Source organism: Microbulbifer agarilyticus, assembly GCF_001999945.1.
In the GTDB taxonomy this organism is placed as follows: Bacteria; Pseudomonadota; Gammaproteobacteria; order Pseudomonadales; family Cellvibrionaceae; genus Microbulbifer; species Microbulbifer agarilyticus_A.
In genome coordinates this window covers 2,231,681-2,243,911 of the sequence record NZ_CP019650.1, presented here as the reverse complement: position 1 = coordinate 2,243,911, position 12,231 = coordinate 2,231,681, and the positions used below count along the sequence as shown (strand labels likewise).

Annotated in this window: 8 protein-coding genes; 4 read left to right on the top strand and 4 right to left on the bottom strand. The window is 57.8% G+C overall.

Translation table 11 applies throughout. The features are described 5' to 3' along the window. Nucleotides 1–2 precede the first annotated feature (2 nt). The 3 genes from Mag101_RS09155 (at nucleotide 3) to Mag101_RS09145 (ending at nucleotide 5,936) form a co-directional block, all read left to right on the top strand. On the top strand, nucleotides 3–1,439 hold the full coding sequence (locus tag Mag101_RS09155; RefSeq protein WP_232324966.1) for an efflux transporter outer membrane subunit: 1,437 nt from the start codon (nucleotides 3–5) through the stop codon (nucleotides 1,437–1,439). Nucleotides 1,440–1,503: 64 nt separating this feature from the next. Continuing rightward, the gene (locus tag Mag101_RS09150) at nucleotides 1,504–2,784 is read left to right on the top strand and encodes an efflux RND transporter periplasmic adaptor subunit (RefSeq protein ID WP_077403831.1); all 1,281 of its coding nucleotides are present in this window, start codon (nucleotides 1,504–1,506) and stop codon (nucleotides 2,782–2,784) included. Continuing rightward, complete coding sequence (locus tag Mag101_RS09145) at nucleotides 2,781–5,936, top strand: efflux RND transporter permease subunit (protein ID WP_077403828.1); 3,156 nt, start codon at nucleotides 2,781–2,783, stop codon at nucleotides 5,934–5,936. The genes Mag101_RS09150 and Mag101_RS09145 overlap by 4 nt, the downstream gene beginning before the upstream one ends. A gap of 21 nt (nucleotides 5,937–5,957) precedes the next feature. Here Mag101_RS09145 and Mag101_RS09140 read toward each other — a convergent pair whose 3' ends face one another. The 4 genes from Mag101_RS09140 to phhA all read right to left on the bottom strand — a co-directional run bounded on the left by Mag101_RS09140 (nucleotide 5,958) and on the right by phhA (nucleotide 10,569). Then, nucleotides 5,958–7,127 (bottom strand): cation:proton antiporter, encoded by a 1,170-nt coding sequence (locus Mag101_RS09140; RefSeq protein ID WP_077403825.1) that lies wholly within the window; start codon nucleotides 7,125–7,127, stop codon nucleotides 5,958–5,960. A 136-nt stretch (nucleotides 7,128–7,263) separates the two neighbouring features. Further along, nucleotides 7,264–8,940 carry an aminotransferase class V-fold PLP-dependent enzyme gene (locus Mag101_RS09135; protein ID WP_077403822.1) on the bottom strand — a complete coding sequence of 559 codons (1,677 nt, stop codon included), beginning with the start codon at nucleotides 8,938–8,940 and terminating at the stop codon, nucleotides 7,264–7,266. A gap of 71 nt (nucleotides 8,941–9,011) precedes the next feature. Further along, a complete protein-coding gene (locus Mag101_RS09130; RefSeq protein WP_077403819.1) occupies nucleotides 9,012–9,482 on the bottom strand; it encodes an Lrp/AsnC family transcriptional regulator in 471 nt (156 codons plus the stop codon). A gap of 289 nt (nucleotides 9,483–9,771) precedes the next feature. Next, complete coding sequence (gene phhA / locus Mag101_RS09125; RefSeq protein ID WP_077403816.1) at nucleotides 9,772–10,569, bottom strand: phenylalanine 4-monooxygenase; 798 nt, start codon at nucleotides 10,567–10,569, stop codon at nucleotides 9,772–9,774. A gap of 166 nt (nucleotides 10,570–10,735) precedes the next feature. Here phhA and Mag101_RS09120 point away from each other — a divergent pair, with 166 nt between their 5' ends. Continuing rightward, a complete protein-coding gene (locus Mag101_RS09120) occupies nucleotides 10,736–12,208 on the top strand; it encodes a TyrR/PhhR family helix-turn-helix DNA-binding protein (protein WP_077403813.1) in 1,473 nt (490 codons plus the stop codon). Nucleotides 12,209–12,231 lie beyond the last annotated feature (23 nt).

The window sequence follows — 12,231 nt, the reverse complement described above, 5'->3', positions numbered from 1 at the left end:
GAATGAGTGGGTTTGCGGCAGCCCTGGGTCTTGCTGGATGCAGTGGTGCGCCCCCGTTACCACCGCAGCTGCCACAGGAATCGCTGGGCCTGCCGAACCAGTTTGTGGCCAGTGGCAATGCGCACATGGCGCAGCGTTGGTGGCAGAGCTTTGGCGATGCGAGGTTGGATGTTTTGGTCGACCATGCGCTGGCGGAAAACCCGGATTTACAGGCTACCTACTGGCGTCTGGCCCAGGCTGACGCGGTGGCGGCGCAGGCGCGCAGTGGTTTCTGGCCCCGGTTGACGGGGCGGCTGGAAAATACCGAGCAGAAGCGCTCTTCAGGTGATGGCTTTGATTTCGCCGGTGGCGAGAACCAGGGCAATACCTGGACCGGCAATCTCGCGGCGAGCTACGAAGTGGACTTGTGGGGGCGGGTACGCAGTGGCGCGCGTGCCGCGGAGGCCGGCCGCCTGGCGCAGGAAATGAATGTGCAGACCGCCGCACTCACCCTCGCGGCAGAGGTCGCCGGTGTCTGGTTGCAGCTGCAGGAGCAGCGCGGCCAGGAACATCTCCTCAGCGCACAGCTCGAGGTGAACGAGAAAACCTTGCGCGCGCTGGAGTTGCGCTTCGGTAGCGGGATTATTGCGGCAGCCGATGTGTTGCAGCAACGGCAGCTGGTTGAGCAGTCGCTGCAGGATCTTGCTCAGAGCCGGGCGAATGCCGATTTGTTGCTGACCCAATTGGCTGCCTTGTTGGGCATGAGCGCAGATGCATTGCCGCCAGCGGCGTTTGTTGATGCCGGTTTACCGGTTTTACCCGCGCTGCCCGATACCGGTTTCCCCACGGCACTGTTGCTGCGCCGGCCGGATGTTCAGCGCGCCCAGCGGGAAGTGTTGCAGGGGCACTATCTCTCCGCGCAGGCCTGGGCTGAGCGGCTGCCGACACTTTCTTTCGATATGTTTTTCTCGGGGGGCGGCACCTCAATTTCGGATATCGCCAACGACTGGCTGCTGAACCTGAGTCTCGCGTTAGAAGGCGTGATCTTCGATGGTGGCAATCTGGCCGCACGCAAACGTGAGCAGGCCGCAGCCGAACAGGAGCGCTGGGCCCTGTTTCGAAATACTGTGATGCAGGCGCTTTCCGAGGTCGAGCAGGCGCTGATTAACGAGCAGGCGATTCGAACACGTTTGTCTTATCTGGAAACCCGCACACAGCTGGCGGATCAAATTACGCTGCGCCAACGGCGCGCGTATGGCCAGGGTTCTGTCGACTTCCTTAACGTACTGTCATCAACCAACAACCAGCAGTTGTTGCAGCGGGAGCTGCTAACTGCACGGCGGGAGCTTCTGGAAAACAGGGTAACTCTGTATCGCGCATTGTCGGGTGGGCTACCTATAGAGGATCTCCCCGAGCCATTGCCGGTGGAGCTGGATGTCTATAGCACTCAAGTGGATTGAGCGAAATTTCCCGACACACACTGAATGAGCAATCGGCCCGTGAGGTCGAATAGCCGGAGCTGAAATGCTAAACAAAATCAACTGGAATATAGCCATCCCGATCTTGCTGATCGTGTTGGCGTCTGCAGTCTCCAGTTGGCTGCTGCGAGAAAAACCAACCATGCAACGGGGGGAGCGCAAGGCGCCGCCGTTACTGGTGGAGGTGACGCAGGCAGAGCGTGGCGAATTCCCCCTGACCATTCAGGCCCTCGGCAAGGTTACTGCGCGCGAAGAGGTTGAGTTGCAACCGCAAGTGGATGGGCGGGTAGAGTGGTTGAATTACGATCTCGGGCCTGGTTCCACCGTAGAGAAAGGCGAGCGACTTTTACAGATTGAGCGGGAACCCTATCAGCTTGCATTACAGTCAGCGCGCAGTGCCTTGGCGGAGCGCCGCGCGGAACTCCAGCAGGAGCAGGGCCAGCGCCTGGTTGCCGAGGAAGAGTATGAGCTGCTGGGAAGCTCACTGCCCGACGCAGACCTGTCACTGGTACTTCGTGAACCGCAGCTGGCGGCCGCTCGAGCGCGGGTGGATTCGGCGGAAGCCCAGGTAAAACTGGCCGAGCGCGACCTGCGATTGACCGAGATTAGCGCTCCCTTTAATGCGTTGCTGGTGGCCCGCAGCGTGGATGTCGGTGATCGGGTCGCACCCGGCACCGTGATGTACACCGTCGCCGGCGCTGACCGCTTTCAGATCGAGGTCGAAGTACCGGCCCGGCAATTGCCGCAGTTAAACACCCCCAGTGCCAAAGTCGAGATTCATGGCAGCCAGTGGCCGATAGGAGAGTCGCGTGCCGGCGAATTTGTGCGTGTCATTCCTGTGCTGGAAGAGCAGGGCCGGTTGGGGCGCGTGTTGATTGAACTGGCCGATCCTCTGAGCATGGAAAACCCTCGTGAACCGCGCTTGTTGCTAAATGATCTCGCGCGCGTGGAAATCACCGGCCGCAGTGCAGGGCAGCAAGTGCGTATTCCGCTGACGGCGCTGCAGGACGGCAACCGGGTTTGGATCGTGAGAGACGGAAAGTTGCATATTCAGCCGGTAGCCGTTTCCCATTTCGACGGTGAGTATGCGGTGCTGGATAGCGGGCTGCAGGGCGGTGAAGAACTGGTGACAACGCGTCTTACCGCCGTTACCGAGAATATGCCGGTTCGTACCAAGAAAAGTGCAGCGCCCTCAGGGCAGCCGATTAAGCCCGAACTCCGGCGCAGCAATAAAGGCCTAGGTGCCCGTGACGGATCGACCCCGCCCGAGCTGCCGGAGCAATCACCAGAGACTATTAAAAAAGGCACTGATGGTGAGCGCGGATGAGCAACCCCAACGACCCATTGTTTCACGGTAAACGGCCGCCGATCGATACTAGTCGTGGTGCCATCGCGTGGATGACACACAACCATGTGACGGCAAACCTGTTGATGCTGGTGTTTCTGATTGGCGGTCTGATTTTTTCTCTCACCATCAAAAAAGAAGTGTTTCCGGAATTCAGTCTGGACATGGTGACCGTGAACATTTCCTACCCGGGTGCCAGTCCGGAAGAAGTGGAGCGGGGGGTACTGGTGCCGGCAGAGCAGGCAGTAACCGGGCTCGTGGGCATCAAGGAGTTACGGGGGACGGCTGGTGAGGGCAGCGCGAGCTTGACCCTTGAATTGAACGAGGACGCCAACGCCAGCAAGGTTTTCCAGGACGTACAGGCGGCGATCGACCGGGTATCGACTTTTCCCAACGATATAGAACGTCCACAAGTGACTCTCGTCGAGCGCAAAAGGGACGTGCTCGACATTGTGGTGCACGGCAATGTGGACGATCGTACCCTGCGCGCATTCGTTATGCAGGTATATGACAAGCTTGAAGCCCATCCGGATATCACGCAGCTGGAAGCCTACGGGGTGCGTGATTACGAGGTGGCTATCGAGGTGCATCGGGACGACCTACGACGCTATAACCTGTCGCTGCCTCTTATCTCTCAGTTGGTGCGCGATGCGGCGGTCGATGTGCCGGCGGGCGGGGTAAAGTCGGAAGCCGGGGAAATTCTGGTGCGGGTTACCGAGCGTAAAGATTGGGCCCGACAATTTGGTGATATCGCCGTGGCGCAGAGCCCCGCTGGCGGCACTGTGCGCCTGCGGGATATTGCGACCATCCGCGATGCGCTGGTAGATGAACCGCGCAATATGGTGTTTAACGGGGAACCGGCGGCCGGTATTGACGTATTCCGGGTCGGCGATCAAACGCCAATGAGTGTAAGCAAGGCGACCCATGCGGTACTGGATGAGGTGCGCCAGAGCCTGCCCCCTGGGGTTTTTGTCACTGTGCGCGATGATGACTCGGAAATATTTAAAGAGCGCCTGTCCCTGTTGCTGAAAAATGGCTTTATCGGCTTGCTGCTGGTGTTTGTGGTTCTCGGTATTTTCCTAGAGCTGCGCCTCGCGTTCTGGGTGACCTTGGGTATCCCAATTAGCTTTCTGGGGGCTTTGTTGTTCCTGCCGTGGATGGACATATCGATCAACATGGTCAGTATGTTTGCGTTCATTATTGCGTTGGGGATCGTGGTCGATGACGCGATCATCGCGGGTGAAAATATCTATGAATGGCGCCAGCGTGGTTACAGTAATTTTGATGCGGCTGTAGCGGGTGCGCGTCAGGTGGCGGTGCCACTGACTTTTGCGATTCTTACCAATATCGTCGCTTTTATCCCCCTGACCCAGCTGCCCGGTTTTATGGGCAAGATCTTTGGGGTTATCCCGTTCGTGGTAGGGTCGGTATTCGTTGTCTCTTGGGTAGAAGCGCTATTTATCCTGCCCGCGCATTTGGCGCATTCCAAGCGGGGACACAAAAGTCGTTCGGCGCGACGCTTGGCGGCACGCCAGAAAATGGTGGCGCGAGGCCTGGACCGCTTCGTGGAGCAGCGCTTCAAACCGCTGCTGGATACCTGTGTGCGGCATCGCTACTTCACCATATCGGTCGCGATCTCCATTTTAATTGTGATGAGTGGCTACGCCGCCAGTGGTCGCATGGGCTTTACCCTGATGCCCAGAGTTGAGCGTGATACTGGCCGGGTACAGGTGACCTTTCCTCCCGGTACTGCGGAAGCCCAGCTGGCACGCGCGCGAACGCAGATTATGAGCGCTGCCGATGTGATTCTCGAGGAGACCGGCAGAGAAGGTGTATTTATCGGTATGCGTGGTCTGATCCGTAATGACACGGTACAGGTTGATGTCTACCTGACGCCCGGTGATAAGCGCGAAGTGTCCACCGGGGATTTTGTGCGTCGTTGGCGGCGGCAAGTGGGCACGGTGCCCGGCGCGCTCAGTTCAAGTTTTGCCAGCGACCGCGGTGGTCCCGGTGCGGGACCTGCACTGACTATTGAATTGCGGCACACCGATACCGATCTGCTGGAAGAAGCGGCGACGCAGCTGGCGGCCGGTCTGTCAGGCTTTCCAGCCGTGGGCGATATCGACCCTGGGGTGTCCCAGGGCAAGCGCCAGCTCGACCTGACCCTTACCGATACCGCAAAAAGTCTCGGCCTGACCGCCGAAGAAATTGGCCGCCAGTTACGCGCCTCCCTGTACGGTGCCGAGGCGTTGCGCCAGCAGCGCGGGCGCGATCAGGTAAAGGTGATGGTGCGCTTGCCGGAAGAAGAACGGGTCACTCTCGACGATGTAAACAATATCCTGATTCGAGCCGGCAACGGTGTGTGGCTGCCACTGCCCGATTTGGTGGTGATTGATCAGGGCCGTGCCTATGCCACTATCAACCGCCGCGAAGGTCGGCGAGTAATGACGGTGACCGCGGAAGTGGAACCGGCAGACCAGGCCGCACTGGTAATAAACGAGCTTGATCAGACAGTCGTGCCGCAATTATTGGCGCGCTACCCTGGACTGAGCCTGTCGTATGAAGGGCGACAGGCGGATGAACGGGAAGGGCTCTCCTCGTTGGGGATGACATTTACCCTGACGTTGGCAGTTTTGTATTTTCTGCTGGCGATTCCGCTAAAGAGTTATATCCAACCGCTCACGGTAATGGTGGCCATCCCGTTCGGTGTGATTGGCGCAATTCTGGGCCACCTGATTATGGGGTATGGCTTGAGTATGGTTAGCCTGCTCGGCATGGTGGCGCTGGCCGGGGTAGTGATCAATGACACCCTGGTAATGATTGAATATGGCAACCGCCTGCGGACGCAGGGTGTGGCTATTACCGATGCCATCAAGGCCGCCGCCGCCCGTCGCTTCCGCCCGATTGTGTTGACCACGGTCACCACTTTCTGTGGCTTGATGCCAATGATTTTTGAAAAGTCGGTGCAGGCCAAATTTATGATTCCCATGGCCATCTCCCTCGGCTACGGGATTCTGGCGGCAACGGCCATTTCCCTGTTGCTGGTCCCTTGCCTGTACCTGATGTTTTCGCGGGATATCCCGGTCCTGTTCGGCATGCTGAAAAACCACGCATTCCGCCGAACGGCAAATTAACGCCCTAGGCCGGAATGCGGTTCAATCCCGCCGCAGGTGGTCTTTAATCGCGATGGGGTTGGGGAAGTTCAGTACAACAATGTAAGACGACACCAGGAAGGTGAGGATCGCGGTTGCCTGAATCAGGTGCGATGCCTTGCTGCCAATCAGCTGCTGGCTCGCCGCGAGGAAGGCGATCAGTAGTGAAAATTCACTGATCTGTCCGAGGCGAAAGCCGATATCCCAAGCGAGAATCTTGCGTTCACTCTGCTGCCCCAGTAAGTAGCGGAACACCACCGGTTTGATGATCAGTACCGCAGAGGCGGCAACCAGAGCGGGGACGGCGATCTCGGGCACCATATCCAGATTGAACTGGGCGCCAAGACTGAAGAAGAACAGGATCAGGAAGAAATCCCGCAGGGGTTTCAGGCTAAGTGCGATGTACTGTGAAATCGGACTGGTCGCCAGGGTAATACCAGCAATAAACGCGCCGATTTCCCGAGACAACCCGACCACCTCTGCCAATTCTGCCAGACCAAGACACCAGCCGAGTGCGAGCAAAAACACGTATTCGTGGAAACGGTCAAATTTGGCCAGCAGTGGCTGCAATACATAGCGCACCGCAGCCCAGGAGAAGCCCACCAGTAGGGGCAGTGCTGCAAAGGAAATGCCCAGGCGCGCGAAATCCACCGTGCCAGTGCTGCCACTGAGCAGGATCATTAGGCAGGTGATCGCCACAAAATCCTGAAACAGCAGCAGGCCCACCATCATTTCACCCAGATGCTTGTGGTGCAGCACGGTGGTCGGCAACAGCTTGATGCCGATGATGGTACTGGAGAACATCATCGCCATACCGATCACCCAGGACTCGATACTGGTAAAGCCGAAGACGCGGCCGATGCCATAGCCCAACGCCAGGAACACGGCGCAGCTGATAAAACCGACGAAGGTCGCTTTACGCAGCACCGATATGAGCGCCTGTGGTTGCATATCGAGACCCAGCAGGAACAGCAGGAAAACAATGCCGATGCTCGACATCTCCGCCATTAACGCGACATTGTCGACGAGTCCAAATACCGAAGGGCCAAGCAGGCAGCCGAGGGCAATGTAGGCGACGAGCAATGGCTGCCGACCCCACAGGGCTAGCGAGGCTACTACCGCAGCGCCGGTGAATATGAGGAAAAAGGACTGGAACAGGGAGGTCTCAGGCACTGCGCATCCTTGTAGCAGACTGGAAAATGGCTCTTGCCGGTATTATCCGCGTTGTCACGGCCTGTTTTCAATGGCCTTGTTTTGGCTTCGATTTGCCAGCTGCACCGGACCCGGGCCCGGTGCGCAACTTCCGTGGCTACAGCTTGAACCAGCGCAGGTCCTCGCCTTCTTTGGAGAGGATTGGTTGCGCACAGATTTCGCCGGACGGATTTGCGATGATCTGCCGCGCCTTAGCGAGATATTCCTGTAGTGGTAGGGTCACCTTGGTTGGCGCTTCACAGACTGAATCGAGGACGAGATCCAGTGGCGCATTTGGCTCTTGCCCCTGATAGCGCCAGACCCCGGCAGCCGTATCATACTGATAGAAGGGCAGCATTCTGTAGCCGTGCTCAGCGATCAGTTCAATTGCGTCGATGAGGTAATCCACGGTCTCCTCATCCAGGAAGTAGTTAAAGTTCAAGCGGACCCAGCCGGGCTTAAGAATACTTTCGCCTTCACTAACCAGCTTTTCTATCGCGGTGCTCTGCTCATCGGTTAAGTGCAGTAAGTGGTGTCCGTATGGGCCGGCACAGGAACAGCCGCCACGCACCTGAATTCCAAACAGGTCATTAAGTAGTGCGACAACGAATCCGTAGTGCAGAGGTTTGCCATCTCGCAGTAGATGCAAAGACACGATACTGACACGTTCCGCGTCGGTACCGCCGAGGATCTCTATGTTCGGATTCCCGCACCAGCGTGCAAAGACGCGTTCAAGCCAGTGCGCTTCCCGTGTTTCAATCGTATCAGCACCCACCTGATCTTTTAGTGCGAAGATCATGCCAGCGCGCACAGATTCCACGATGGCGGGTGTGCCTGCCTCCTCGCGGCGCTCGCCGGCGGGCAGGTAGGTGTGTCGGCCGGGGCTTACCCAGGACACCGTGCCGCCACCGGTAACAGTGGGTTGGTTTTCTGGCAATAAACCGCGACGAACGATCAGGATGCCCGGTGTACCCGGGCCGCCGACAAATTTATGCGGTGAAATAAACAGTGCATCTTTGCAGGAAAGCGCATCTTCGCCCTGCACATCGATATCGACGTAGGGTGCTGCCGCCGCATAGTCCCAAAATGAGAGGGCGTTGTGCTGGTGCAAAAGCCGCGTAACGGCAGTGGTATCGGTGCGAATGCCGGTAACATTGGATGCTGCAGAAAAGCTGCCGATCTTGAGCGGGCGCTCGGTATATTGTTCGAGTGCAGACTGGAGTGCGTCGAGGTCGACACCACCCATGGCATTTAGCGGAATGGTCACGACTTCTGCGACAGATTCGCGCCAGGGCAAATCGTTCGAGTGGTGCTCGTAGGGGCCGATAAATACCACCGGGCGCGCATCGTTGGAAATGCTGCCGCTGGTTCCACCGATGCGCGCGTAGTGATCTTTTCGCAGGCCGAGGCAATCGACCATGCGGTTAACCGCTGCCGTTGCGCCGGCGCCGCAGAAGATAATGGCGTGCTCATCACTGGCATTTACAGATGTGCGAATTGCGCTGCGCGCCTGTTCGCGAAATGCCATGGTCTGGCGACCAGTCGCCGAGGTTTCTGTATGGGTGTTGGCGTACCACGGTAGCACCTTGTTGCGAATGGCGTCCTCAACAAATTGCAATGCGCGGCCCGAGGCCGTGTAGTCCGCGTAAACCAATGGCCGTTCGCCGAAAGGCGTGCGCATTGGCATACGCTCGCCAATGACGTTATCGCGAATACGTTGCAGTAAATGTTCGACAGTGTCGGAGGTGAAAGCAGCGTTTGGTACTTCTTTGGGTGTTTGGCGAGAATGATTCATGGCGACCTCAATGTACTGTGCCCGCGGGGTTCACCCGCGGGCCTGTCATTAGTTCAGTCATTGAGCTGGCGTTATTCGCCGGTGGGTATGGGCAGTTCTGTGGTGCTCTTGATCTGCTCCATGGCGAAGGTGGAGGCCACGTCTGCAATGCCGGCGTGGGCGATCAGCTTTTTATAAAACTGATCGTATGCGGCGACATCGCTGACCACGATACGCAAGATGTAATCGTAGTCGCCGGCAAGGCGATAGCATTCCACCACTTCCGGCAGATCAGCCATGGTGTGGGCAAAGGAGTCTGCCCATTCAGCGCTGTGCTGATTCGCTTTTACCTGAGCAAACACCGATACCGGCAGGCCGAGTACCTCGGCATCCAGCAGGGCGACCTTGCGACGAATGATGCCGCTTTTCTCCAGCTTCTGTATCCGGCGCCAGCACGGGGTCTTGGTCAGGCCCACACGCTCGGCCAGCTCTTCGATGGAGAGGCTAACATCTGATTGCAAGATGGCAAGAAGTTGTCGATCAATTGCGTCGAGTGAAGACATAGTTCTACAAAGCTCCATAAAGCGGGTTTGTATTCCCTTTGCTTGCTCCGGTACTCGCTCCCTTGCAACAAATTACCCCGGTACTTTTTAAGGGTACTGAGAAATCCGACATTGGCGGCTCTTGGAAGAATCCTTTGCTGTACCCCGTATCTCGTTAGTAACGATAATCTCCGTATCGATGCACTAGTAGTGGAATTTTCTCTACGATTTTCAGGATCAAAAAAGCCGGGCAATGCCCGGCCAAACAACAGGGGGTTGTTGGAACTTTGTTTTGGAACGCTGCGCCGTATTACGCCGCTTCTTTGGGCGGGAACATTGGCTCGAACAGACCCGCCGCCATGGCTTCACGCACGCGCGCCATCAAATCAATTTCGGTGAGCTGTTGCAGGTCTTGCAGGTCGTTCAGCAGGTAGTAAATGGGCTGCACAATATCGATGCGGTAAGGTGTGCGCAGGGTATCAACCGCCTCGAAAGGTACGCGCACTGGCTCATCGCTCAGGGCGTAGAGCGTCTCTTTCGGAGACGACAGGATACCGCCACCGTAAATACGCAGGCCGTCTTTGGTGTTCAACAGTCCGAATTCGACGGTGAACCAATACAGGCGCGCCAGGTAGCCGCGCTCTTTGGGGCTCGCTTTCAGGCCCAATTCACCGTACTTCTGCGTGAAGTTGGCAAACGCTGGGTTGGTGAGCATGGCGCAGTGGCCGAAGATTTCGTGGAAGATATCCGGCTCCTGCAGGTAGTCGAATTCTTCGGGGGTGCGGATAAAGGTCGCCACCGGGAATTTGCGCTCGGAGAGCAGGCGGAAAAAGGTTTCGAAGCCAATGAGGGCGGGCACCCGTGCGGTTTCCCAGCCGGTTTCGCGACGCAATACGCTATTTACTTCTTCCAGCTGGGGAATGCGGTCCACAGGCAGGTTCAGCAGGTCGAGACCATGCATGTACTCATCGCAGGCGCGGCCAGGGATAATCTGCAGCTGTCTTTCGATCAGGCGCTGCCATGTTTGGTGCTCAAGCTCGGTGTATTCAATGAAACCCTCAGCATTGGGTTCACGGGCCACATACTTGCTGGGCTTTTTGCTGCTCATGACTATCTCCGCGGTTGGCGGTCACGGTTTGCCGCCAGTTCTGTTGTTATCGTCCTTCTATTCTTAGACACGAGCGCGGGGGAGTGGCAGGGCAGATAGAGCGAAAAGGCGGGCCCATGGGCCCGGTCGGCTACACTTTTTGTAAACATAAGTTTACAGTTGGTGCATGAGAGTAGAGATTACCTGTAGCGACCGTGTAGGCATATTGCAGGAAATTATGGCGATCTTTGCCAATTTCCGGGTCAATGTGCGTACTGGGGAAATTGGCGGCGATAGCGGAGACAAGGTTTACCTGTGGGCGCCGGGCCTGCTTCTGACCCAGTTTCAGTCGATCGAGAAGTCCCTCCAGCAGGTGCCCGGGGTTCAGAAGGTGCGCCGCATCGCGTTAATTCCCTCCGAGCGGCGCCACTTCGAGTTGGATACCCTACTGCGGCATGTGTCGTATCCGGTGCTGTCGGTGGATGGTGCCGGCCGCATCATTGCGGCAAACCTCGCTGCTGCCCGGGCGTTTGGGGTGAATGAGGGGCAGGTGCCAGGGATGCAGTTGCAACGTTTCCTACCCAAGCTGCAACTGGAGGAGCTCCTGCGAGGGCTGACTGCGCCTCGTTACGGGTTCCCGGTGTTAGTGCGCGGCAAGCCCTTTACCCTCGATTGGTCGCCAATTACGCTGGGTGACAGCTCGGCCGGGCCCGCGTCGCTTGCTGGTGCCGTGTTGACCTTGCACGCCGCTGCCCCCGATGTGGATTCTCCCCTCGAACAGACGCCACCCACACCGCAGGTACTCTGGGACCTGGACGCGCGCCGAGCCTGTTGCTTGCGCCTGCAACAAATGGCGCCGCTGCAAGCGCCACTGCTGATTAGCGGTGAGCGCGGCTGCGGCAAGACCACATTTCTACACGCGGCCTACTATCTGAGCCCACTGGCGGAGGGTGGTAAGGTTTATCGCTGCCACGGTGAGGCGCTGGATGTAGACGGGGTGACGCGACTTGCAGAATTGCCCAGAGATACCGTGGTGTTAATTGATGACCTTGAACTCGCGCCGAAGGATGTGCAGCGGCAGTTGGCGCAAAGTCTGTTGCGCACCCAATTTCTGCCCCGGTTGATGGTGACCATTACCGTATTTTCCACCTTGCTGCCCGCACTACAGCAAACCTTTTCCGGTCAGCACATTCCATTGCCCACCTTGCGTGCGATGCGTCCGTCTCTAGAGCGTTTTGTGCGGCTAATCCTGTCTCAGGTGGCGCATGGGGAGGGCGTGCCGGTGCCCGGTGATGTGGAGGTATCGGAATTTGATGGGGTGGTTGATGCGTTAAAACTGTCGGATTGGCCGACAAACTTCACCGGCCTCACACAGCAAATGGAATCGGCGCTGGCGCATATGCGCGCGCGCGGGGGGCGGGTTTTGGCGCGCGAGGATTTTCCGGACATGGTTAGCGAGACGAATTTGCCGTGGCGTGAATGGGGCAGGGGGCTGACGCTCGCGGAACAGCTGGAAAAAGTGGAGCGGAGTATTCTCGAAGAGCTGCTCGAGAGTTTGCCTCCCGGGCAGCGCTCCAGTCGCGCTCTTGCGCGGCAATTGGGTATTTCACATACGGCGGTGGCCAACAAGTTGCGCAAGCACAAATTGACAGTGCACTAACGAATTGCCAGTGCAGCGGGCGC

Bases quoted from the DNA above. Each gene is read 5' to 3' on its own strand.
- Mag101_RS09155 (WP_232324966.1), top strand. From the start codon at position 3: ATGAGTGGGTTTGCGGCAGCCCTGGGTCTTGCTGGATGCAGTGGTGCG.
- Mag101_RS09150 (WP_077403831.1), top strand. From the start codon at position 1,504: ATGCTAAACAAAATCAACTGGAATATAGCCATCCCGATCTTGCTGATC.
- Mag101_RS09145 (WP_077403828.1), top strand. From the start codon at position 2,781: ATGAGCAACCCCAACGACCCATTGTTTCACGGTAAACGGCCGCCGATC.
- Mag101_RS09135 (WP_077403822.1), bottom strand. From the start codon at position 8,940: ATGAATCATTCTCGCCAAACACCCAAAGAAGTACCAAACGCTGCTTTC.
- Mag101_RS09130 (WP_077403819.1), bottom strand. From the start codon at position 9,482: ATGTCTTCACTCGACGCAATTGATCGACAACTTCTTGCCATCTTGCAA.
- phhA (WP_077403816.1), bottom strand. From the start codon at position 10,569: ATGAGCAGCAAAAAGCCCAGCAAGTATGTGGCCCGTGAACCCAATGCT.
- Mag101_RS09120 (WP_077403813.1), top strand. From the start codon at position 10,736: ATGAGAGTAGAGATTACCTGTAGCGACCGTGTAGGCATATTGCAGGAA.